The following is a 23,548-nucleotide window of genomic DNA, read 5'->3' as shown; positions in this document are numbered from 1 at the left end:
CTCCCACATTTGTTTTGCAGTGTTGGTGGGTTAGCGCACGACGCCTTCTTCTATGAGCAACTTGAGGATTGCCTGGGCACCTTCCTCGGCGCTCACACCCTTGAGCACCTGCCCACCGCCACCACTGGCCTTGGCGGTGGCGGCTTTCATGCGGTCGGCGCCGCTCTTGGCCTTGATCACCTTGAGGCGCTTGGGCCGGGGCTTGGCCGGTTGCAGCACGGCGCCTGTGAATAACGCGTCCTGCTCGACTTCCACTTCGTGGGCCGCCAATTCACCGCGTTGTGCCGGACCGTAGGCGCTTTGCCGAGGTTTTGGCGCGGCGTTATCCACCGTCGCCAGAAACGGCAGGCGCACCTTCAAGCGCCTGCGCTGCCCACGGGGCAAGGCTTGCAGCACATGGGCCACACCGCCGTCGATGGACTCCACCTCGGCCAGCCCGACAATCAGCGGCCAGCCCAATTGCTCGGCCAACAGGAACGGCAACATGCCCGAGCCTTCACCGGTTTCGGCCTGGCTGCCGGCAAGCACCACCTGGGCACCGGCGTCGCGCAGGTACTCGCCGAGCACCGGCAACGCATCGCTGCCCTCCGGTTGTTCCAGCACGTGCAACTGTGGCAGGCCCATGCCCAGGTAGCTGCGCAGGGTCGGTTCGGCGATGTTGCCGGCGTGCAGCACCTGCAACTTATCCCCAGCCATCTGCAGACCCAGTTCGACGGCGCGCGCATCCTGTTCGGCGCGGCGTGGCCGGCCGGAGGTGGGGTGGGCGCCGATGGACACCAGGCTGATTACATTCGTGGTCATGGTCATGTCCTCAAGCCGCATCGCGCTTGGCGCCGTTGCGGTAGGCCTCGACCGCAGCGATCAAGGCTTGCAGAATCGCGGCGCTTTCGCCGATCACCGACAGGTCGGCACGCTTGATCATGTCGCAGCCCGGGTCGAGGTTGATCGCCACCACCTTGTCGCAGGCGCCAATGCCTTGCAGGTGCTGGATCGCCCCGGAAATCCCCACGGCCACATACACCCGCGCCGTCACCCAGGTACCGCTGGCGCCGACCTGGCGATCACGGGCCATGAATCCATCGTCCACCGCCACCCGCGAGGCGCCTTCGGTGGCCCCCAAAGCCGCGGCGGTCTGGTGGAACAGCGCCCAGTCCTTCACGCCGTTGCCGCCGGAGAAAATAAACTCGGCCTCGGCCATGGGAATCGCCGCCGGGTCCACCGCCACCGCGCCAAGATCCTCGATACGCGGCAGGCTGCGTGCCAGGCCTGTGGATAACTCCACAGGCAGCACTTCATGGCGTGTGTCGCTGACCGGATCGGCACATTCGGCGGCAGCCAGAATCAGGCGTGGCAGCGGCCGCGCCAAGTCTTCCCGGCCCGCACCGGCGCGACCGATGCACTCATCGCCCTTGATCTGCCAGACGCGAGTGGCCGGGCGTTCCTTGAGGCTGGCGGCAAAACGCCGACCCAACTCGCCGCCACCACTGCGGCTGTCGGGCAACAACCAGTGGCGCGGGTTGAACTGGTTATCCACAGCCCGCAGGCCCTGGACACGTTGCTCCGGTGAATAACCGTCGAATTCGTGGCCGTCGAGCACCAGCAGGCGATCGACACCGGCCGTGGCAAACGCGCTTTCCTTGTGTTCGCCAAACACCACTGCCAGCACCGCGCCGTCGTTGCCGGCGAGTTGCCGCGCCAGGCCGAGCAGGTCGCGGTCGTGGCTGCTCAAGCGGCCACCGACCATGTCCGGCACTACGTTGATGTAGAACGCAGGCGCAGGCACCTGATGCAGCGGCAACTGCACTTCAATCGCCGCCGTACGCTTGGCCGCACCGCCCTGCTGGGCACCGCTGCGGTCGATGCGCTTGATGCCGTTGGGGCCGATAAAACCGACGCCATGCACGTTCTTGCGGATGATGCCGTTAGGCCCCATCCAGCTGTGTTGCACCGGCTGCATCGCCGCATGCAGCGGGTGCAGGCGGTTGCGGGCGATCCATTCGGCCCGTGGGTCGCGGCGGATAATGTCGCTCATCAGTGCACCTCCGCAGGTTCACGCTTGTTGGGAGCTTTGGCCGGTGCGACGTCTTCCAGCAAAGCATCGGCCACCAGCTCGGCGATGTCCTTGATCAACGGTCGCGGTTCAACCACACCTTCGAGCATCGCCGTGCACTGCGGGCACCCCACCGCCACCAGTTCGGCACCGGTCTCGCGGATGTCTTCCATGCGCATATCGGGGATACGTTGCTTGCCGGGAATATCGGTGATCGGCGCGCCGCCGCCACCGCCGCAGCAGCGCGAGCGGAAACCCGAGCGTTGCATCTCCTTGACCTCGATGCCCAGCGCCCGCAGCACTTGGCGCGGCGCCTCGTATTCGCCGTTGTAGCGGCCCAGGTAGCACGGGTCGTGGTAGGTCACGCTGTTGCCTTTGTGCTGGCCCAGGTTCAGCGCGCCCTCGCCGATCAGCTCGGCCATAAAGGTGCTGTGGTGCTGTACGCGGTAGTTGCCGTTGAAGGCGCCGTACTCGTTTTTCAGCACATGGAAGCTGTGGGGGTCGCAGGTGACGATGCGCTTGAAGCTGTACTTGGCCAACGTCTGGATATTGCGCGTGGCGAGCATCTGGAAGGTCGCTTCATCGCCCAGGCGCCGCGCGACGTCGCCGCTGTCGCGCTCTTCCAGGCCGAGCACGGCGAAGTCGACCTTGGCCGCCTTGAGCACTTTGACGAACGCCCGCAGGGTGCGTTGGTTGCGCATGTCGAAGGCGCCGTCGCCGACCCAGAACAGCACGTCAACGCTGCCTTTGTCGCTGAGCAACGGCAGGTTCAAATCCGCCGCCCAGTTGAGGCGACCGCCCGGTGCGAAACCGCCGGGGTTGTCGGTGGCGATCAGGTTTTCCAGGACTTCGGCGCCCTTGTTCGGCGTGGCGCCTTTTTCCAGGGTGAGGTGGCGGCGCATGTCGACGATGGCGTCCACGTGCTCGATCATCATCGGGCACTCTTCCACACAGGCACGGCAGGTGGTGCACGACCACAGGGTCTCGGCGTCCACCAGGCCGTTGACGATCGGCTGGTGCGGGTTGCCGCTGTGTTCGCCAATGGCTTTACCCGGATAAGGGCTGCCGGCGAACTTGGCATCGGTGCCGCCGGCCAGGCCAACCACCATGTCCTGGATGAGTTTTTTCGGGTTCAGCGGCTGGCCGGCAGCGAAAGCCGGGCACGCTGCTTCGCACTTGCCGCACTGCACGCAGGCGTCGAAGCCGAGCAGTTGGTTCCAGGTGAAATCCTTGGGTTTTTCCACGCCCAGGGGCGCGCTTTTGTCGCTCAGGTCCAGGGGTTTCAAACCCGTGGAACGACCACCGTCAAAGCGTTCGGCGCGACGGTGCCAGGCCAGGTGCAGGGCACCGGCGAAGGCGTGCTTCATCGGGCCGCCCCAGGTCATGCCGAAGAACATTTCGGACACGCCCCACAGCACCCCCACGCTCAGCAGCGCGGCCAGCAGCCAGCCGCCGAAGTCGGCGGGCAGGATCCCCGCCACTGGCAGCGTCACCAGGAAGAAACTCACCGAGAACGCCATCAGGCTTTTCGGCAGGCGCATCCACGGGCCTTTCGACAGGCGCGACGGCGGATTGCGCCGCCGCAGGTAAACGAAGGTGGCGCCGAAAAACATCAACACCGACGCCAGCAGCAAGGCGTAGCCGAGGATACGGTTATGCAGGCCGAAGCCGTGCACCAGGATCGCCAGCAGCGCCGACAGCACAAAGCCCAGGGCAGTGGCGACGTGGGTGTTGGCGATGTATTTGTCGCGGGCGACCACGTGGTGCAGGTCGACCATGTAGCGCTTGGGCATGGCCAACAGACCGCCCAGCAGGTCGACCTTGGAGGCACGCCCACGACGCCACATGTTCACCCGGCGCAGGACGCCAAGGACGGCAAGGCCCAGGGCGGTAAATAAGAGAATAGGCAGCAAGGTGTTCAACATGGTGAAGCTCCCACAGACCGCACAGGTCTACTGTGAAACTGGCCCGAATGTGGGAGGGGGCTTGCTCCCGATGGCGGACTGTCAGTTGGTACAGTTGTCGCTGAACCACCGCTATCGGGAGCAAGCCCCCTCCCACATTTGACCGCGTTCACCTCATCAAAAGTCTTTGCACAGGCGCAGGGCGTCATAGATGGCGGCATGGGTATTTCGCTGCGCCACACAGTCACCGATGCGGAACAGCAAGTACCCCTCGCCCGCCTCGCTCAAGCACGGCTGCGGCTTGATCGCGAACAGGGCTTCGACGTCGATCTGGCCCTTGTTGCGCGAACCTTCCTTGAGCCCGTAGTAGATCGCTTCGTCCGGACGCACGCCGTTCTCGACCACCACCTGGTCCACTACCCGCTCTTCTTTGGCGCCGGTGTATTCGTTCTCCAGCACCGCCACCAGCTTGTCGCCTTCGCGGTAGACCTTTTCCAGCATCATGTCGCCGGTCATGATCACTTCCTTGGGGTACATGCTGCGGTAGTAGGTGGGGAACGACGTACCGCCAATCGCCACGCCCGGCTTGATGTCGTCGGTGACGATTTCCACCTGGCAGCCTTTGTCGGCCAGGAAGTCCGCCACCGACATGCCGGTGAATTCGCAAATGGTGTCGTACACCAGCACGTTCTTGCCCGGTGCGACCTTGCCGTCGAGCACGTCCCAGCTGCTCACCACCAGGCCTTCGGCAGCGCCCCAGTGTTCGTTCTGTTCGATAAACGGATGCCCGCCGACCGCCAGCACCACCACGTCCGGACGCAGGTCCAGGATGGTCTCGGCATCGGCGGCCACGCCCAGGCGCAGCTCGACTTTCAAGCGTGCCAGCTCCAGCTGGAACCAGCGGGTGATACCGGCGATCTGGTCGCGTTGCGGCGCCTTGGAGGCGGTGGTGATTTGCCCGCCGATAAATTCTTTCTTCTCGAACAGGGTCACGTCGTGGCCACGTTCGGCGGCCACCCGCGCGGCTTCCATCCCGGCAGGGCCGGCACCGACCACCACCACCTTGCGTTTCGGCCCGGTGGACTTCTCGATGATATGCGGCACGCCCATGTATTCACGGGAGGTCGCGGCATTCTGGATGCACAGCACGTCCAGGCCCTGGTACTGGCGGTCGATGCAATAGTTGGCGCCGACGCACTGTTTGATCTGGTCGATCTGGCCCATCTTGATCTTGGCGATCAGGTGCGGGTCGGCGATATGCGCACGGGTCATGCCGACCATGTCCACATAGCCGCCTTCGAGGATGCGCGTGGCCTGGTTCGGGTCCTTGATGTTCTGTGCGTGCAGCACCGGAACCTTGACCACTTCCTTGATACCGGCCGCCAGGTGCAGGAACGGCTCCGGCGGATAGCTCATGTTGGGGATCACGTTGGCCAGGGTGTTGTGGGTGTCGCAACCCGAGCCGACGACGCCGATGAAATCGAGCATGCCGGTGTCGTCGTAGTACTTGGCGATCTGTTTCATGTCCTCGTGGGACAGGCCGTCCGGGTGGAACTCGTCACCGCACAGGCGCATGCCCACGCAGAAGTCGTCACCGACTTCGGCACGCACGGCTTTCAACACTTCCAGGCCGAATTTCATGCGGCCTTCGAAGGTGCCGCCCCACTCGTCGGTACGCTTGTTGACCCGTGGGCTCCAGAACTGGTCGATCATGTGCTGGTGCACGGCGGACAGTTCCACACCGTCCAGGCCACCAGCCTTGGCGCGCTTGGCGGCGCTGGCATAGTTGCCGATCACGCGCCAGATTTCTTCCGGCTCGATGGTCTTGCAGGTGGCACGGTGCACCGGCTCACGCACGCCGGACGGCGACATCAGGGTCGGCCAGTTAAAGCCATCCCAACGCGAGCGACGGCCCATGTGGGTAATCTGGATCATGATCTTGGCGCCATGCTTGTGCATGGCATCCGCCAGGTTCTGGAAGTGCGGGATGATGCGGTCGGTGGACAGGTTCACCGAGCTCCACCATTCCTGGGGGCTGTCGATGGCGACCACCGAGGAACCGCCGCAGATCGCCAGGCCGATACCGCCCTTGGCTTTTTCTTCGTAGTACTTCACATAGCGGTCGGTGGTCATGCCGCCGTCGGTGGCATACACCTCGGCGTGGGCGGTACTGAGCACGCGGTTGCGGATGGTCAGTTTGCCGATCTGGATCGGCTGGAACATTGCTTCGAAAGCCATGGCACGGTCCTCGGCTTACAACGGCTTGACGGTGAACAAGCCGGAGTCAAAGCCCTCTTCGGAGCCTCCGTAGACTTGTTCGGCCACGGTGCGGATCTGGCTGCCACGGGCTTGCAGAATCTGGTCCATGGCACCGGCAAACCAGCCGGTGAACATGTAGTCGACTTTGCGCCCGACCTTGCCGTACACATAGACGAATGCCGAGTGTTCGAGCTTGACGCTGGCGGTGCCTTTATCCAGATCGATGTCCTGGATCTTGAACAGGCCCCAGCCGCGTTGCGACAAGCGCTTCATGTAGTGCTCGAACACCGCGACGCCTTCCAGGCCGTGGCATTCGGCTTCTTTTTCACACCAGTGCCAGGCGGACTTGTAGCCGGCCTTGTAGAGGATTTCGGCATAGGCGTCGGCGCCCAGCACCTCTTCGATGCCCATGTGGTTGTTGACGAAGAAATGGCGCGGCACGTACAGCATCGGCAGGGCGTCGGACGTCCAGACACCGGTTTCGCTGTCGACTTCAATAGGCAATTGCGGGGCGATCTTGGCCATGGAAACTTAACTCCAGAAAAATTCGTTGTGATGTTGCCCGTGGGTGCTTGGCTTATTCGCCCCAAACGTCCTTCAAGACGTTGACCCAGTTCTCGCCCATGATCTTGCGCACCACACGCTCGGGGTGGCCGCGCTTGAGCAGGGTCTCTGTCAGGTTGGGGAACTCGCCGACGGTGCGGATGCCCAGCGGGTTGATGATCTTGCCGAAGCTGGTCAGGCGGCGGGCGTAGCCCTTGTCATGGGTCAGCATTTCAAAGAAATCCTGGCCATGGCCCTGGGTGAAGTCGGTGCCGATACCGATGGCGTCTTCGCCGACGATATTCATGGTGTATTCGATGGCTTCGGCGTAGTCATCGATGGTCGAATCGATGCCCTTGGCCAGGAACGGCGCGAACATGGTCACGCCGACAAAGCCGCCGTGGTCAGCGATGAACTTCAGTTCTTCATCGGACTTGTTGCGCGGGTGCTCTTTAAGGCCGGACGGCAGGCAGTGGGAGTAGCACACCGGTTTTTTCGATTCGAGGATGACTTCTTCACTGGTCTTGGAGCCGACGTGGGACAGGTCGCACATGATGCCGACGCGGTTCATCTCGGCGACGATCTCGCGCCCGAAGCCCGACAGGCCGCCGTCGCGCTCGTAGCAACCGGTGCCGACCAGGTTCTGGGTGTTGTAGCACATCTGCACCACACCGACGCCGAGCTGCTTGAAGATCTCCACATAGCCGAGCTGGTCTTCAAACGCGTGGGCGTTCTGGAAGCCGAAGATGATGCCGGTCTTGCCCTGTTCCTTGGCCTTGCGGATGTCGGCGGTGGTTTTCACCGGAATCACCAGGTCGCTGTTCTCGCGGATCAGGGTCTGGCTGGCGACGATGTTGTTGATCGTGGCCTGGAACCCTTCCCATACCGACACGGTGCAATTCGCGGCGGTCAGGCCGCCTTTGCGCATGTCCTCGAACAGGTCGCGGTTCCACTTGGCAATGATCAGCCCGTCGATAACGATGCTGTCGGCGTGCAATTCGGCTGGGCTCATCAGGCGTCCCCTTATTTTGGCGATTCATGCGCCGAATCGTCTGCCGGCGCTTTGGGGCCAGCATATGCCCAGGGGCCGACCGAGCCGGGTGCAAAAACGACAGGGGAATTGCCGAAAGCGTCAATCCACGACAAAGGCTGTTATGAGTGGTCTGACTGGCGGCTGTTATTTGTCTTACGCTTGAGCCAGAATTCCCGCATCACCTGATATGAGACGGCGCAATGAAATCGATTTTCCTGGCTTTGGCACTCATCGCAACCGGCGTCCACGCGGCCGAAGACACCGACAGCACGCCGTGCGATGGCATCGAAAACGACAAGCAAACCCTGGAATGCGCCACTTACAACAAAACCACTGCCGAGCAATTGCTCAAGGATAATTATCAAGGCCTGCTGGAACGCATGCATTCCACCTATGGCAGCGACAAGACCAAACTCGCCGACATTACCGCTCGTCTGAAGGATGCCCAGCAGAAATGGGAAAAACTGCGTGATGCCGATTGTGCGGTGGACACCTTTCCAGCGGTGACTGGCACCAAGGCCTATGCGATTGCACAGAATGATTGCCTGGCGCGGATGAGTGATGAGCGGTCGGAGTTTTTGGAGTCGATTGGGCAGGAATAAGCGACAATCGCCGCCACTTTCTCTTTGAACCAAGGCCATTCATGACTATCTGCGGCATCGAAATCAAAGGCAGCGAAGCCATCATCGCCCTCGCCTCCCTGGACAACCAGACGCTGAGCCATGTCGCCCTGGCCATCAAGAAAATCGCCCTTGATGACGACGATGAAGCCGTTAACGTCAAAGCCTTCGCCGGCCAGGTGAGGGCGTTCGTGCAGGAAAACGCCATCCAGCGCATCGCCATCAAGAAACGCAGCAAGAAAGGTGAATTCGCCGGGGGCCCGACAACCTTCAAGATCGAAGGGGTGTTTCAGTTGCTGGAGGGGGTTGAGGTGACGCTGCTGTCGCCGCAGACCATCAATGCGCAGAACAAGAAGCACAACTTTGATCTGCCGGCGACGCTGAACAAGTATCAGCATGAAGCTTATAAGGCTGCCTGTTCGAGCCTGATGAAGAAGTAACGCACGTTAACTTCTGACGCAGTGTTCGACCCCGTGGCCGCCGCCTTCGTATTCAGGTCCGTAATAATATTTGACGAAGGACACTTTGCCCTCCGGCGTTGGAACAAGTTGCGCAATACCGACGCCGTAGTCTTTCAAGGCGGGATCGGTATGGGCGAAATAAACCGCCAGCGTATCTGCGGTGGCAGCGGCAAACCCGTCATAACGGGATTTATCTTCCAGGGTCAGGGTGAACGTGTAGGCACCGTACTTGCCGGTACTTTGGCTGGTGTTGATTTTCATATCGACAACACCGGTGAAGTCACCAATATGACGGTCCTTGCCAGTACACTCATAACGCCCGCTGTAATCGGTCCCGGTGAAGGGCGCCGGGGTTTTGGCTGCCCAGGCGGGAGCGGACGCGAACGCGATGACGGCAACAATTCTTTTGAGCATACGGGACCTCTTATCGATCAAGTAATGGGGATACAAGTGCGGATGCCGAGCTGATCAAGTACAAGCGTTCTTATTTATATACGGCCCAACTAGCAGCTTAATCAGCGGCCACTGGACGGTAACAGCGCACTTGCGCAAGACATAGCCAGCAACATAGAAAAAGATATTTCCCACATCGACTACCCCACACATTTCCCTGCCACGCGCCATCTGCAGTACGGCTGAGGAAATCACTGGCGTGCCTTGCGCACCTTGAGCCAATCCCCGAACGACTTGTCTTCCAGGGCATAACCACCGCGGCCCGACTTCCACACCAACTCCTTGTCGCGCAAGGCATCGATGCAGGCCTGGACGGTCTGGGTGCCCGGCACCACGTCACTGCCCATGGCTTCCAGCGCCTGGCTGACAGCCGTGAGGGTGCTGTCGGTGAAGGGCGCGAAGGGTTTGTTGTTCTGGGAACGCTCCACCATCACCTCCAGCACGGCGCGCTGCGGGATGGTCAGGGCGTTCCAGGCGCTTTCGAACTCGGTCCATACACCCGCGCGCAGCAGTTCAGCGCGACTGTGCAGCAATTGGCCCAGATTGCTCGCCTCGCCCAGTTCCAACGCGACTTCACCGATGATCGTGCGCAACATCTCGGGACGCCGGCCTACCAGCTCAAATGCTTCATCAATATCAGCCGCGTTGAACTGGTTGGTCTCGGCCAGGTGCGCGTTGAGGTGCACGGTGTAGGCTTGGGTGAACTCTTTACCCAGCAGCGGAAACGGCGTGATGCTGGAACCGAAGAAAGGCTGGCTTTTACCCAATACCAAATGGGCGAGTTTGTCGCGATTGGAGCCGGTAAACACCAGGCGCAAGCCGCTGCCCTCTTCGTCACGGCCCTGGTTGAGCTGATCCCGGGCAGCCTTCAACGCGAACATCGCATTGATACCCGACTCGGTGGTCAAGGCGTGCTGCGCTTCGTCAATCACCAGCACAACGGGTTTTTCTGCAGCACTGTGGAGCAGTTCCAAGGCTTGGGTCAGCGTCGCACCGACAGGCAATTGTGGCTTGGTAAAGTCCCAGGAGAGCGTCCGCAGAAAGCTCAGTTTCTCGATGCCAATATTCTTGGCCAGTTTGCGAATGCCCTTTTCATAGGGAACCAGGGCAGCCGCAATAGCACTGGCAATCAACTCCGCAGGATCTTTCTCCTTGTCAGCCCAGAGATCCACATACACCGCCAGCCAGCCCCGGAGCTGACATTCCGGAATCAGGTCTTCGCGCAGGAAAGTGCTTTTGCCGGTGCGACGGGGCGCCGCGAGAAACAGGCCAGAGGTGAAATCCTGAATACCGGCGCCCACCAGGCCATCGGCAATACTGCTTGCCAGGGCGGGGCGACGGAACACGAAGCCGCTGTGTTTGGACATGGATTTATACTCAATTATTAAAACAACTATAAATTATAGTGATGAGTATAATTCACTATAATTGCCCGTCAAACCACCTCCCGTCGCCGATCCTCCCTCGGACACTTGGCAAACCTCGCCCGATAACTCCGGGTGAAATACGACGGCGACTCGAACCCGCAGGCAATGCTCACCTCCAGCACGCTCATATCGCTCTGGCGCAGCAGCTGCCGGGCTTTTTCCAGGCGCAGGCCAAGGTAGAAGTTGCTCGGGGTATCGTTCAAATGCAGGCGAAACAGACGCTCCAACTGGCGCCGGGTAACTTTGATCGCGTCGGCCAACGCCAAGGTGCTCAGGGGCGGTTCGGTGTGCTGCTCCATCTCGCCGATCACTTGCACCAGCTTTTTGTTGTTGATGCCGTAGCGCGTGGCGATCTGCATGCGCTGGTGGTCCTTGCGCGGGCGGATGCGGCCGAGTACGAACTGTTCGGAGACCTGGATCGCCAGGTCGGCGCCGTGGGCCTGGGCGATCAGGTCGAGCATCAGGTCGATGGAGGCGGTGCCGCCGGCGCAGGTGATGCGGCGACGGTCGATTTCGAACAGTTCCTGGGTCACGCTCAGGTGCGGGTACGACTCCTTGAAGGCATCGATGGCTTCCCAGTGCAGGGTCAGGCGGTGGCCGTCGAGCAGGCCGGCTTCGGCGAGCACGCAGGCGCCGGTGTCGATGGCGCCGAGGGTCACGCCGTCATGGTCCAGGCGACGCAGCCAGTGCTCCAGCGCCGGCGTGGCGAACTGCAGCGGTTCGAAGCCGGCCACCACCAACAGCGTCGCGCCCTTTTTCAGCGGTTCCAGCGCGGCGTCGGCGTTGACCGACATGCCATTGCTCGCCAGCACCGCGCCGCCATCGGCGCTCAGCACATGCCAGCGGTACAACTCGCCACGAAAGCGGTTGGCCACGCGCAAAGGCTCCAGTGCAGAAATAAAGCCGATGGCCGAGAACCCCGGCATCAGCAGAAAGTAGAAATCCTGGGACATGGTGGCGCTCTCGTAGGACGGGCAGCGTGGCACTGTGATACTCCCGTTCTCGGGTGGATTCAAGGGGGCAGGTCGCTGCTGTGCAAGAGCTGGTCGCCGCCGTGCGTTTTGTCGCCTCCAAAGCTACGTAACTTGGCCTCACGGCGCACAAAGACGCCGGCCCCCACAATAACGACCTGCCGAGGGATCCACCATGAACCGACTGATTCGCCGCTGCGTGCTTGCACTCAGCGCCAGCGCCATCTTGAGCACGAACGTATGGGCTGCCGACGCGGCATCCTGCCAGAACGTGCGCATGGGCGTGGTGAACTGGACCGACGTCATCGCCACCAGTGCCATGACCCAAGTGTTGCTCGACGGCCTCGGCTACAAGACCAAACAAACCAGCGCCTCCCAGCAAATCATCTTCGCCGGCATCCGTGACCAACGCCTGGATCTGTTCCTCGGCTACTGGAACCCGCTGATGACCCAGACCATCACGCCGTTCGTCGACGCCAAGCAAATCAAAGTCCTCGACAAACCCAGCCTGGAAGACGCCCGCGCGACCCTCGCGGTGCCGACTTACTTGGCGGACAAAGGCCTGAAGACCTTTGCCGACATCGCCAAATTCGAGAAGGAGCTGGGCGGCAAGATCTACGGCATCGAGCCGGGTTCGGGGGCCAACACCCAGATCAAGGCGATGATCGCCAAGAACCAGTTCGGCCTGGGCAAATTCCAACTGGTGGAATCCAGCGAGGCCGGCATGCTTGCCGCCGTGGACCGTGCGGTACGCCGCAAGGAAGCCGTGGTGTTCTTCGGCTGGGCGCCGCACCCGATGAACGTCAATATCGCGATGACCTACCTCACCGGCAGCGATGACGCCCTGGGCCCGAACGAAGGCATGGCCAGCGTGTGGACGGTCACCGCGCCGACCTACGCCGAACAGTGCCCCAACGTGCACAAGCTGCTGACCAACCTGACCTTCACCGCCGCCGACGAGAGCCGGATGATGCAGCCGTTGCTGGATCACAAGGACGCCCTCGAGTCCGCCAGGCAGTGGCTCAAGGATCATCCCCAGGACCAGGCGCGCTGGCTGGAAGGCGTGACCACCTTCGATGGCAAACCGGCTGCAGCCAACCTGCAACTCACCAGCAAATAACCTGACTTGAACCACCGTGTCGCAGCCGCTCCTGGCTGCGAACGGCACCGTACGCCTTGAAATCACACGCCCGTAAGGAACCGCCCCATGAACCACGACGTCATCATCACCTGCGCACTCACCGGTGCTGGCGACACGACCGCCAGAAGCCCACACGTGCCGGTCACCCCCAAGCAAATCGCCGCCGCTGCGGTGGAAGCCGCCAAGGCGGGCGCCACCGTGGTGCACTGCCATGTGCGCGACCCCGAGACCGGCAAGTTCAGCCGCGACGTTGCCCTGTATCGCGAAGTGATGGAGCGCATCCGCGAGGCTGACATCGACATCATCGTCAACCTCACCGCCGGCATGGGCGGCGACCTCGAGATCGGCGGCGGCGAGCACCCGATGGAATTCGGTCCCAATACCGACCTGGTCGGCCCGCTGACCCGCCTGGCCCATGTGGAAGAGCTGCTGCCGGAAATCTGCACCCTGGACTGCGGCACCCTGAACTTCGGTGACGGCGACACGATTTACGTCTCCACCCCGGCGCAGTTGCGTGCGGGCGCCAAGCGCATCCAGGAACTGGGCGTGAAGGCCGAGCTGGAAATCTTCGACACCGGCCACCTGTGGTTCGCCAAGCAGATGATCAAGGAAGGCCTGCTCGACAACCCGCTGTTCCAACTGTGCCTGGGCATTCCATGGGGCGCGCCGGCCGACACCACCACCATGAAGGCCATGGTCGACAACCTCCCCGCCGACGCGGTGTGGGCCGGGTTCGGGATCGGCCGCATGCAAATGCCCATGGCCGCGCAAGCGGTGCTGCTGGGCGGCAACGTACGGGTCGGCCTGGAAGACAACCTGTGGCTGGACAAGGGCGTACTCGCCACCAATGGCCAACTGGTGGAACGCGCCAGTGAAATTCTCAGCCGCCTGGGCGCACGGGTCATGACCCCGGCGGAAGGCCGCATCAAGATGGGCCTGACCAAGCGCGGCTAAAAAATGTGGGAGGGGGCTTGCTCCCTCCCACAGTTTGAGCCGGTTCCCAAAACAGAATGTGTGAATACTTCAGGATCGTCGCCATGCGCTTTATCACTGAGATCAAAACCTTCGCCGCCCTAGGCAGCGGTGTCATCGGCAGCGGCTGGGTGTCCCGTGCCCTGGCCCACGGCCTCGACGTGGTCGCCTGGGACCCCGCACCGGGTGCCGAAGCGGCGTTGCGCAAACGCGTCGCCAATGCCTGGGGCGCCCTGGAAAAACAGGGCCTGGCACCCGGCGCAGCGCAAGACCGCCTGCGCTTTGTGGCCACCATCGAAGAATGTGTGAAAGACGCCGACTTCATCCAGGAAAGCGCCCCGGAACGCCTGGAACTGAAGTTGGAATTGCACAGCAGGATCAGCGCCGCGGCCAAGCCCAATGCACTGATCGGTTCGAGTACCTCAGGGTTGTTGCCGAGTGAGTTCTACGAGGGCTCGACCTACCCGGAACGCTGTGTGGTCGGCCATCCGTTCAACCCGGTCTATCTGCTGCCGCTGGTGGAAGTGGTCGGCGGCAAGCACACCGCGCCGGAAGCGATCCAGGCCGCGATCAAGGTGTATGAATCCCTCGGCATGCGCCCGCTGCATGTGCGTAAGGAGGTCCCCGGGTTTATCGCCGACCGCTTGCTCGAAGCGCTGTGGCGCGAGGCGTTGCACCTGGTGAATGACGGCGTGGCCACCACCGGCGAGATCGACGATGCCATCCGCTTTGGCGCCGGCCTGCGCTGGTCGTTCATGGGCACATTCCTCACCTACACCCTGGCGGGTGGCGATGCGGGCATGCGCCACTTCATGGCGCAGTTCGGCCCTGCGTTGCAATTGCCGTGGACCTACCTGCCGGCTCCGGAGCTGACCGACAAGTTGATCGACGATGTGGTCGATGGCACCAGCGAGCAACTGGGCAAACACAGCATTTCGGCGCTGGAACGCTATCGTGATGATTGCCTGCTGGCGGTGCTGGAAGCGGTGAAAACCACCAAAGCCAAGCACGGCATGACCTTCGCCGAATAACGGAACCCTCACCATGCCTGCACTGACCACCTACACCACCCCAGTCCTTGCCGACTGGGTGGACTACAACGGCCACCTGCGCGACGCGTTCTACCTGCTGATCTTCAGCTACGCCACCGACGCGCTGATGGACACCCTCGGCCTGGACAGTGAAAACCGCGAAGCCAGCGGCCATTCGCTGTTCACCCTGGAACTGCACCTGAACTACCTGCACGAAGTGAAACTCGGTGCCGAAGTGGAGGTGCACACGCAACTGATCGCCCACGACGCCAAGCGCCTGCACCTTTATCACAGCCTGCATTTAGTGGGCGATGAGAAAGCATTGGCCGGCAACGAACAGATGCTGCTGCACGTCGACCTGGCGGGTCCGCATTCGGCCCCGTTTGCCGAGGCGACATTGGAGAAACTCATTGCGATCAGCGCTGAGCAAGCCGACCTGCCAAGGCCCGCCCTCCTCGGCCGGGTGATTGGACTGCCCCCGAAAAAATAAGGAGCCATCATGCAAACCGCCGCCGCTGTTGCCGATTTCCGTATTTACCCGAAACGCTTCGACCTCGCCGATGCACAGGTGCTGGACGATCAGGTTCGCGTGACATGGGCCGATGGCCGGGTCAGCCCGTTTCACCATCAGTGGCTGCGGGACAACTGCCCGTGCACGCAATGCGTGTACAGCGTGACCCGCGAGCAAGTGCTGGAAATTGTCGATGTGGATGAAAACCTCAGCGCCATCAGCGTTCGTATCGACCAGGGCTTCCTCAGCGTGGAATGGCACGGCGGTCATCGCAGCCGGTACGATCCCGGCTGGCTGCGGGCCCATGCCTACGACGATGAATCCCGCGCCGAACGCCGGGCGGCGAAACCAAAATCGCGGCTCTGGGACAACACCTTCGAACTGCCTATATTCGACTACGCGGCGGTCATGCAAGACCCTGCGGCGCTGCTGCAATGGCTGCTGGCCTTGCGTGACGCGGGCCTGACGCAAATGCGCGGCGTACCCACCGAACCCGGCTCCCTGGCGCGTGTTGCCCAGCGTATTTCATTTATCCGCGAGAGCAATTTCGGCGTGCTGTTCAACGTGCAATCCAAGGCCGATGCCGACAGCAATGCCTACACCGCTTTCAACCTGCCCTTGCACAGTGATTTGCCGACCCGGGAGCTGCAACCGGGGCTGCAATTCCTGCATTGCCTGGTCAACGATGCCGACGGGGGCGAAAGTATTTTTGTCGATGGGTTTGCCATCGCCAATGCCCTGCGCGAGGAAGATCCCGAAGCGTTTCGTGCCTTGTGTGAAATACCCGTGGAGTTTCGCAACAAAGACCGCCACAGCGACTATCGTCGCCTCGCGCCGATCATCGCATTGGACGCACTGGGGGATGTGGCAGAGATTCGCATGGCCAACTTTTTGCGTGGGCCGTTCGAGACGTCGGTGGCGCAGATGCCGTTGCTGTATCAGGCTTATCGACGCTTTATCGCGATGACGCGCGAGGCGCGCTTTCGGCTGGTCAAGCGCCTGAACCCGGGCGAGCTGTGGTGCTTCGATAACCGCCGCACGTTGCATGCGCGCAATGCGTTTGATCCCACTTCCGGGGCGCGGCACTTTCAGGGTTGCTATATCGACCGGGATGAACTGCTTTCACGAATCCTGGTGCTGCAGCGCTAAAAAAGCCCCGGTCCAGCCGTGACTGGATCGGGGCAGAGTGCCTTGTGTGAGCCGTGCATCCCGAGGGTGACCAAACCTTCAAGCTGCTTGCTGATGGACAGTGTGCCTATTACTTCAGTGGGTAAATGGCCCGAAAACGACACGCTCATAGCCATCTGAGCCATTCGTGCATTCTGCCCTTGCCGACCGGCCGGGGGCCTACCAGAATCCAAGTCGATCCCCGCTCCCTTCACCAGGATAAACGTCATGATGCATGCGGATTTGATTGACCAGGATGACCTGCTGAGCCAACTGCGCTCGCTGGGTTTCGAAGTCTCCAGCGGCTCTACTGCCGAGCAGGCCTGCGAATGTGCCGTACGCGGTTTGAGCGAAGCACGGGCCAAGGCGCTCAAGGGTATGGTTGAGCAGATGTACACCGGCAGTGCGACGATTTTGCCGGCGGTGCGCCAGGCGATCGATAAGCAACTGTTGCCGGCGCTGATGCAGTTCAAGCAGAACTCCGGCGCCTGACAGACCGCTATCGGGGGCAAGCCCCCGATGCAGTCAACTCGGTTTAGAGCCGTACACTCGCGAAAGTCGACTCATTGCGCGCCTGGCTCAACGCCGCCATCGGTCCCGACAGCGGTGACAACACCAGCGCCTGCGGAATCGGCATCATCGCCACCTGCTGGGTGGTGTTGGAGCCTACGCGCTCATCCCGTGGCGGAATGCCGAAGTATTCGCGGTAGCACTTGGAGAAGTGCGGCGTGGAGACAAACCCGCACACCGAGGCCACTTCGATGATCGACATCGGCGTTTGCTTGAGCAACTGCCGCGCGCGAATCAGGCGCAGCTTGAGGTAATAGCGCGACGGCGAGCAGTGCAGGTATTTCTGGAACAGCCGCTCCAGCTGGCGACGCGACACGGCGACGTACACCGCCAGTTCGTCGAGGTCGATCGGCTCTTCGAGGTTGGCTTCCATCAGCGCGACGATTTCCTGCAGCTTCGGCTGGTTGGTGCCAAGCATGTGCTTGAGCGGCACACGCTGGTGATCCTGTTCGTTGCGGATGCGCTCGTACACGAACATCTCGGAGATCGCCGCCGACAGTTCACGGCCATGGTCGCGGCTGATCAGGTGCAGCATCATGTCCAACGGCGCGGTGCCGCCCGAACTGGTGAAGCGGTTGCGGTCGAGGGTGAACAAACGGGTGCTCATCGACACACGCGGGAAGGCTTCCTGCATCGACGCCAGGCATTCCCAGTGCACGCTGCAATCAAAACCGTCGAGCAGACCGGCACAGGCCAGGGCCCAGCTGCCGGTGCACACTGCGCCAAGGCGACGGGACTGGCGCGCCTGGCTTTGCAGCCACGACACATGCTCACGGGTCACGGTACGCTGGATACCCACGCCGCCGCACACAATCACAGTGTCCAGGGCCGGGGCTTTGTGCATGGAGGCATCGGGGGTGATTTGCAGACCGTCGCTGGCCCATACCTGGTTGCCGTCGACACTCAGGGTTGTCCAGCGATACAGCTCGCGGCCGGACAGCTGGTTGGCCATGCGCAGCGGTTCCACGGCCGAGGCCAGGGAAATCAGCGTGAAATTGTCCAGCAGCAAAAAGCCGATGGATTGAGGCGCACGGTTCTGGGGTTGGGCCCCGGAGTTGAACGACGTCATGGCGGTATCTCCTCACACAAAGCAGGTGATGGCCTCAGGCGAGGCTCTTGTTATTGCGCTCTTCATCCGGCAAGGCGAGAGGCTTTGAATTGGTAGAGCAAATGCCATGCCTAAATTTGAATGGCTATTCAACAAATCCTGAAAACGACCTGATGACGCGTCTAAATAAGCCCGCGCGAGGAGTACGGGATATGGCTGAAATAGACGTCGGAGCGGCCCTGCTCAAGGTGTGTGAGCAGTTCGGTATCACTTGTGGGAAGGCGCTTTCAGCGCGTAGGAAAAGTCTGTCACCGCACGCACAGGTGACGGGTGGTCGAGGGGGAAATCGTTTGGAAGCTACTTATCTGTTTGCGACGCGCTAAAAGGTGGCGCTGTGGGGTCTGTGTGTTCACTTGTGGTGAGCGGGCTTGCCCCGCTCACCACAAAGGCCCCACTCATCACAACAAGCTCATCAGCACTCCACCGCGCTGACCGCCAACCCGCCCCGGGACGTCTCCTTGTACTTGTCATGCATATCCGCCCCGGTATCGCGCATAGTGCGGATCACGCGGTCCAGGGAGATAAAGTGCTGGCCATCACCGCGCAGGGCCATCTGCGCCGCGTTGATCGCCTTCACCGCGGCAATCGCATTGCGCTCGATGCACGGCACTTGCACCAGCCCGCCCACCGGGTCGCAGGTCAGGCCGAGGTTGTGCTCCAGGCCGATTTCGGCGGCGTTGCACAGTTGCTCCGGGGTTGCGCCGAGGATCTCTGCCAGCCCGGCAGCGGCCATGGCGCAGGCCGAACCCACTTCACCCTGGCAACCGACTTCGGCCCCGGAGATCGAGGCGTTCTTCTTGCACAGGATCCCCACCGCCGCTGCACTGAGCAGGTAGTCGACCACGTTGGCTTCGGTGACTTCGTCGCTGAACTTCATGAAGTAGTGCAGCACCGCCGGAATGATCCCCGCCGCACCGTTGGTGGGCGCCGTGACCATGCGCCCACCGGCGGCGTTTTCTTCATTCACCGCCAGGGCGAACAGGTTGACCCACTCCATCGCACTCAAGGTCGAGCCGATCACATTCGGCTTGTTCAACTCCTGCAGACTGCGGTGCAACTTGGCGGCACGACGGCGCACATTGAGGCCGCCGGGCAGGATGCCTTCGTGCTTGAGGCCCTCCTCCACGCACGCCTGCATGGCGCGCCAGAGCTTCATCAGGCCACTGCGGATTTCGTCTTCGGAGCGCCAGACTTTTTCATTGGCCAGCATCAACTCGGCAACGCGCAGGTTATGGGTCTTGCACAGCTGCAGCAACTCCACCGCGCTGGAGAAATCATAGGGCAACTCGGTGCGGTCCATGTCCGCCACACCGCTCTGCGCCTGGGCTTCATCCACCACAAAACCACCGCCCACCGAGTAGTAGGTGTCGCGGTGCAGCTCGCCTTCATCGCCGTACACCACCAGGGTCATGGCGTTGGGGTGGAACGGCAGGTTTTCGTCGAGCAGGCGCATGTCCCGGGGCCACACGAACGGCACGGGCAAACGCCCATCGAGCAGCAATGTGTCGGTTTCGCGCAGGGTGTGGATGCGCAGGCCGATCTGCGACGGATCGATCGCGTCCGGCCACTCGCCCATCAGGCCCATGATGGTGGCGGTGTCGCTGCCGTGGCCGATGCCGGTGGCGGACAGCGAACCGTACAGCTGAACTTCGACACGCCTGACTTGTTCCAACAGTTCACGTTCACGTAACCCCTGGACGAACAACGCCGCGGCGCGCATGGGGCCGACGGTGTGAGAACTGGAAGGCCCGATGCCGATCTTGAACAGGTCGAAAACACTGATAGCCATTACGGTAGAACTCCTCGATAAGCACGGCCAGGCTTGAACGAGGTGCTACGCTCAGATCGCCCAGATGGCGGCATCATCAAGCTTTTGCTGTCGCTCACGGCGTCTCACACCGACGCACCCATGCTCACCAGCGTCGCTCCCGTGCGATCGCCTGTTTCAGCCGTTTTTAGCGGTGCAGATGGGCAAAAACAGTGGTTTTACCTTGGGAAAAACCTGTAAGCGACGTCACCGACACTGGATACGACCCTCCCTGTACTGGATACGACGCCCCCTGTAGGCGTCAGATTTTCACTGGTACATGATCAGTCTCGACTCGTTTGCAAGGCACCGTGGCAGAGCTGTTGCCGCACGCTCCAACCGCAACACTTATAAAGCGCGGCGAATGCCGCCAGAAAAAACACAGGAGTCTACCCAGATGAAAGGTTCACCCTCGTTGTTGTTGGCCGCCATGCTGAGTCTGCCAGTCATGGCGCACGCCGCAGAACCGGAACAGTGCAAGACCGTCAACTTCTCCGATGTCGGCTGGACCGACATCACCGTCACGACCGCGACCACCAGCGAAATCCTCAAGGGCCTGGGCTACAAGACCAAGACCACGATGATTTCCGTTCCTGTGACCTACAAGTCCCTGGCCGACGGCAAGAACATGGACGTGTTCCTCGGCAACTGGATGCCGACCATGGAAAACGACATCAAGCAGTACCGTGATGCCGGCACCGTGGAAACCGTGCGCGCCAACCTGGAAAACGCCAAGTACACCCTGGCGGTACCCGAGGCGCTGTACAACAAGGGCCTGAAAGACTTCGCCGATATCGCCAAATTCAAGGATGAGCTGGGCGGAAAGATCTACGGCATCGAGCCGGGTAACGACGGCAACCGCACCATCCAGACGCTGATCGACAAAGACGCCTTCGGCCTCAAGACCGCCGGCTTCAAAGTGGTCGAATCCAGCGAAGCCGGGATGCTTTCCCAGGTTGAGCGCGCCACCAAGCGTGACCAGGCCATCGTGTTCCTCGGCTGGGAACCGCACCCGATGAACACCCGCTTCAAGATGAAGTACCTGACCGGGGGTGACGATTCGTTCGGCCCCAACTACGGCCAGGCCACCATCTATACCAACACCCGCAAGGGCTACACCGAGGAATGCAGCAACGTCGGTCAGTTGCTGAAGAACCTGGTGTTCACCTTGAACATGGAAAGCACCCTGATGGGTAACGTCCTGGACGACAAGATGAAGCCCGATGCCGCCGCCAAGGCCTGGCTGAAAAAGAACCCGCAAGTCCTCGACACCTGGCTCGCCGGAGTCAATACCGTCGATGGCAAACCAGGCCTGGAGGCCGTCAAAGCGTATCTCGCCAAGTAATCCCGCTGACCCCGGGGCGGTGCGCTGCCCCGGGATGTTTTCCCTCTTCGCATGTGGACATTCACTACCATGCTGACTGAACAGAAAATCCCACTAGGCCAGTACATCGCTGCCTTCGTCGAATGGTTGACCCAACACGGCGCCAACTACTTCGACGCAATCGCATCGACACTGGAAACGATGATCCACGGCGTGACGTTCGCGCTGACCTGGTTCAATCCGCTGGCATTGATCGGTCTGATTGCGCTGCTGGCTCACTTTATTCAACGTAAATGGGGACTGACTGTTTTTGTCATCGTCTCTTTCCTGCTGATCCTCAACCTGGGGTACTGGCAGGAAACCATGGAGACCCTCGCGCAGGTGCTGTTCGCCACCCTGGTCTGCGTGGTCATCGGTGTGCCGCTGGGCATTGTTGCCGCGCACAAACCGCTGTTTTACACCATGATGCGGCCGGTGCTCGATCTGATGCAGACCGTGCCGACCTTCGTCTACCTCATCCCTACCCTGACCCTCTTCGGGCTGGGTGTGGTGCCCGGGCTGATTTCCACGGTGGTGTTCGCGATTGCCGCGCCGATCCGCCTGACCTACCTGGGTATCCGTGATGTACCGCAAGAGTTGATGGACGCCGGCAAGGCCTTTGGCTGCTCGCGCCGTCAGTTGCTCTCGCGCATTGAACTGCCCCACGCCATGCCGAGCATCGCTGCCGGTATTACCCAATGCATCATGCTGTCGTTGTCGATGGTGGTGATCGCGGCCCTGGTGGGCGCCGACGGCCTCGGTAAGCCGGTGGTCAACGCGCTGAACACCGCCGATATCGCCCTGGGCTTTGAAGCCGGCCTGGCGATTGTGCTGCTGGCCATCATGCTCGACCGCATCTGCAAACAACCCGACGCCAAAGTAGGGGGTGATGCATGAGCATTATCCGATTCGACAATGTCGACGTGATCTTCTCCAAAGACCCACGCGAAGCGCTCAAGCTGCTGGACCAGGGCATGAGCCGTAACGAGATCCTGAAAAAAACCGGGCAGATTGTCGGCGTTGAAAAAGCCAGCCTGGATGTGGAAAAAGGCGAGATCTGCGTGCTGATGGGCCTGTCGGGCTCCGGCAAGTCGAGCCTGCTGCGCTGCATCAACGGCCTCAACACCGTCAGCCGTGGCCAACTGTTCGTCGAGCATGAAGGTCGCCAGATCGACATCGCCTCCTGCAGCCCCGCCGAGCTGAAAATGATGCGCACCAAGCGCATCGCCATGGTGTTCCAGAAGTTCGCCCTGATGCCCTGGCTGACGGTGCGCGAGAACATCAGCTTTGGTCTGGAAATGCAGGGCCGCCCGGAAAAAGAACGGCGCAAGCTGGTGGACGAGAAACTCGAGCTGGTGGGCCTGACCCAGTGGCGCAACAAGAAGCCCGATGAGCTGTCCGGCGGCATGCAACAACGCGTCGGCCTGGCCCGCGCGTTGGCGATGGATGCCGACATCCTGCTGATGGACGAGCCCTTCTCCGCCCTCGACCCGCTGATCCGCCAGGGCCTGCAGGACGAGTTGCTGGAACTGCAAAGCAAGCTGAGCAAGACCATCGTGTTCGTCAGCCACGACCTCGACGAGGCGCTCAAGCTGGGCAGCCGCATCGCGATCATGAAAGACGGCAAGATCATCCAGTACAGCGTGCCGGAAGAGATCGTGCTGAACCCGGCGGACGACTACGTACGCACCTTCGTCGCCCACACCAACCCGCTGAACGTACTGTGCGGCCGCAGCCTGATGCGCACACTGGACAACTGCAAACGCGTCAACGGTTCGGTGTGCCTCGACCCGGGCGGCGATTCGTGGCTGGACCTGTCCGAAGGCAACACCATCCAGGGCGCCCGCCAGAATGGCATGGTGATGAACCTGCAGAACTGGGCGCCGGGGCAACCGGTGGAAGGTTTGGGCCGGGTACCGACCCTGGTGGATTCGAATATCGGCATGCGTGATGCGCTGCAGATTCGTTACCAGACGGGGAACAAGCTGGTGTTGCATGACAACAACCAGGTGGTGGGGATCCTTGGCGACAGTGAGCTCTACCACGCCCTGCTGGGCAAAAACCTGGGCTAGCCAACACCGCAAACGCCAGTGCAGAAACCGGGTCAAACATGTGGGAGGGGGCTTGCCCCCCACATTTTTTGCCCCAGTGATGTCA

The 23,548-nt window shown here is 61.5% G+C and carries 22 protein-coding genes; 11 read left to right on the top strand and 11 right to left on the bottom strand.

The genetic code is table 11. The features are described from left to right. Positions 1-30: 30 nt before the first annotated feature. The 6 genes from etfB to Q8X51_RS10775 all read right to left on the bottom strand — a co-directional run bounded on the left by etfB (position 31) and on the right by Q8X51_RS10775 (position 7,768). On the bottom strand, positions 31-801 hold the full coding sequence (gene etfB, locus Q8X51_RS10800; protein WP_065947490.1) for an electron transfer flavoprotein subunit beta: 771 nt from the start codon (positions 799-801) through the stop codon (positions 31-33). Positions 802-811: 10 nt separating this feature from the next. Continuing rightward, entirely contained in the window at positions 812-2,032 is a 1,221-nt protein-coding gene (gene etfA, locus Q8X51_RS10795; RefSeq protein ID WP_407693659.1) for an electron transfer flavoprotein subunit alpha, read from the bottom strand. Then, entirely contained in the window at positions 2,032-3,975 is a 1,944-nt protein-coding gene (dgcB, locus tag Q8X51_RS10790; protein WP_407693660.1) for a dimethylglycine demethylation protein DgcB, read from the bottom strand. Before dgcB ends, etfA begins: the two co-directional genes overlap by 1 nt. Before the next feature lie 156 nt (positions 3,976-4,131). Further along, positions 4,132-6,192, bottom strand: coding sequence for a dimethylglycine demethylation protein DgcA (gene dgcA, locus Q8X51_RS10785; RefSeq protein ID WP_407693661.1), 2,061 nt, complete (start codon positions 6,190-6,192; stop codon positions 4,132-4,134). 15 nt (positions 6,193-6,207) lie between these two features. Further along, complete coding sequence (locus Q8X51_RS10780) at positions 6,208-6,738, bottom strand: DUF5943 domain-containing protein (RefSeq protein WP_074847795.1); 531 nt, start codon at positions 6,736-6,738, stop codon at positions 6,208-6,210. Between the two features lie 52 nt (positions 6,739-6,790). Next, a complete protein-coding gene (locus Q8X51_RS10775; protein ID WP_010207105.1) occupies positions 6,791-7,768 on the bottom strand; it encodes a dipeptidase in 978 nt (325 codons plus the stop codon). Positions 7,769-7,989: 221 nt separating this feature from the next. On the opposite strand from Q8X51_RS10775, the gene Q8X51_RS10770 reads away from it, so the two are divergent. Both Q8X51_RS10770 and Q8X51_RS10765 read left to right on the top strand, forming a co-directional pair. Then, positions 7,990-8,391, top strand: a complete 402-nt coding sequence (locus tag Q8X51_RS10770) for a lysozyme inhibitor LprI family protein (RefSeq protein WP_027606004.1) — start codon at positions 7,990-7,992, stop codon at positions 8,389-8,391. A gap of 41 nt (positions 8,392-8,432) precedes the next feature. Continuing rightward, a complete protein-coding gene (locus tag Q8X51_RS10765; RefSeq protein ID WP_407693662.1) occupies positions 8,433-8,849 on the top strand; it encodes a DUF3010 family protein in 417 nt (138 codons plus the stop codon). Positions 8,850-8,855: 6 nt separating this feature from the next. Here Q8X51_RS10765 and Q8X51_RS10760 read toward each other — a convergent pair whose 3' ends face one another. The 3 genes from Q8X51_RS10760 to Q8X51_RS10750 all read right to left on the bottom strand — a co-directional run bounded on the left by Q8X51_RS10760 (position 8,856) and on the right by Q8X51_RS10750 (position 11,703). Then, complete coding sequence (locus Q8X51_RS10760) at positions 8,856-9,284, bottom strand: hypothetical protein (RefSeq protein WP_065925461.1); 429 nt, start codon at positions 9,282-9,284, stop codon at positions 8,856-8,858. 230 nt (positions 9,285-9,514) lie between these two features. Further along, the gene (locus tag Q8X51_RS10755) at positions 9,515-10,690 is read right to left on the bottom strand and encodes an AAA family ATPase (protein WP_407693663.1); all 1,176 of its coding nucleotides are present in this window, start codon (positions 10,688-10,690) and stop codon (positions 9,515-9,517) included. A gap of 68 nt (positions 10,691-10,758) precedes the next feature. Continuing rightward, a complete protein-coding gene (locus Q8X51_RS10750) occupies positions 10,759-11,703 on the bottom strand; it encodes a GlxA family transcriptional regulator (protein ID WP_027606007.1) in 945 nt (314 codons plus the stop codon). Positions 11,704-11,896: 193 nt separating this feature from the next. Between Q8X51_RS10750 and Q8X51_RS10745 the strand changes: the two genes are divergently transcribed. The 6 genes from Q8X51_RS10745 to Q8X51_RS10720 all read left to right on the top strand — a co-directional run bounded on the left by Q8X51_RS10745 (position 11,897) and on the right by Q8X51_RS10720 (position 17,035). Further along, complete coding sequence (locus Q8X51_RS10745) at positions 11,897-12,841, top strand: choline ABC transporter substrate-binding protein (RefSeq protein WP_027606008.1); 945 nt, start codon at positions 11,897-11,899, stop codon at positions 12,839-12,841. A gap of 87 nt (positions 12,842-12,928) precedes the next feature. After that, positions 12,929-13,816: a 3-keto-5-aminohexanoate cleavage protein gene (locus Q8X51_RS10740; protein ID WP_065925463.1), complete on the top strand. Its 888-nt coding sequence runs from the start codon at positions 12,929-12,931 to the stop codon at positions 13,814-13,816. An 83-nt stretch (positions 13,817-13,899) separates the two neighbouring features. Next, a complete protein-coding gene (locus Q8X51_RS10735; RefSeq protein WP_407693664.1) occupies positions 13,900-14,865 on the top strand; it encodes an L-carnitine dehydrogenase in 966 nt (321 codons plus the stop codon). 13 nt (positions 14,866-14,878) lie between these two features. After that, on the top strand, positions 14,879-15,355 hold the full coding sequence (locus Q8X51_RS10730) for a thioesterase family protein (RefSeq protein ID WP_065925465.1): 477 nt from the start codon (positions 14,879-14,881) through the stop codon (positions 15,353-15,355). 9 nt (positions 15,356-15,364) lie between these two features. Then, positions 15,365-16,525, top strand: coding sequence for a gamma-butyrobetaine dioxygenase (locus tag Q8X51_RS10725; RefSeq protein ID WP_065925466.1), 1,161 nt, complete (start codon positions 15,365-15,367; stop codon positions 16,523-16,525). Positions 16,526-16,771: 246 nt separating this feature from the next. Beyond that, positions 16,772-17,035 (top strand): hypothetical protein, encoded by a 264-nt coding sequence (locus Q8X51_RS10720; protein ID WP_065925467.1) that lies wholly within the window; start codon positions 16,772-16,774, stop codon positions 17,033-17,035. Positions 17,036-17,078: 43 nt separating this feature from the next. Here the strand turns inward: Q8X51_RS10720 and Q8X51_RS10715 are convergent, their stop codons facing one another. Further along, positions 17,079-18,182 (bottom strand): GlxA family transcriptional regulator, encoded by a 1,104-nt coding sequence (locus Q8X51_RS10715; protein WP_065925468.1) that lies wholly within the window; start codon positions 18,180-18,182, stop codon positions 17,079-17,081. A 451-nt stretch (positions 18,183-18,633) separates the two neighbouring features. Beyond that, positions 18,634-20,010, bottom strand: a complete 1,377-nt coding sequence (locus Q8X51_RS10710) for an L-serine ammonia-lyase (protein WP_407693665.1) — start codon at positions 20,008-20,010, stop codon at positions 18,634-18,636. A gap of 415 nt (positions 20,011-20,425) precedes the next feature. On the opposite strand from Q8X51_RS10710, the gene Q8X51_RS10705 reads away from it, so the two are divergent. The 3 genes from Q8X51_RS10705 to choV all read left to right on the top strand — a co-directional run bounded on the left by Q8X51_RS10705 (position 20,426) and on the right by choV (position 23,463). After that, positions 20,426-21,373: a choline ABC transporter substrate-binding protein gene (locus Q8X51_RS10705; RefSeq protein ID WP_027606017.1), complete on the top strand. Its 948-nt coding sequence runs from the start codon at positions 20,426-20,428 to the stop codon at positions 21,371-21,373. Positions 21,374-21,442: 69 nt separating this feature from the next. Next, complete coding sequence (gene choW / locus Q8X51_RS10700) at positions 21,443-22,288, top strand: choline ABC transporter permease subunit (protein WP_065925470.1); 846 nt, start codon at positions 21,443-21,445, stop codon at positions 22,286-22,288. Further along, complete coding sequence (gene choV, locus Q8X51_RS10695; RefSeq protein ID WP_065925471.1) at positions 22,285-23,463, top strand: choline ABC transporter ATP-binding protein; 1,179 nt, start codon at positions 22,285-22,287, stop codon at positions 23,461-23,463. Before choW ends, choV begins: the two co-directional genes overlap by 4 nt. Positions 23,464-23,548 lie beyond the last annotated feature (85 nt).

The sequence above is a fragment of the Pseudomonas sp. Yb2C2 genome (genome assembly GCF_052112325.1).
GTDB classification, from domain to species: Bacteria; Pseudomonadota; Gammaproteobacteria; order Pseudomonadales; family Pseudomonadaceae; genus Aquipseudomonas; species Aquipseudomonas marginalis.
This window is presented reverse-complemented; position numbering and strand designations above follow the sequence as displayed.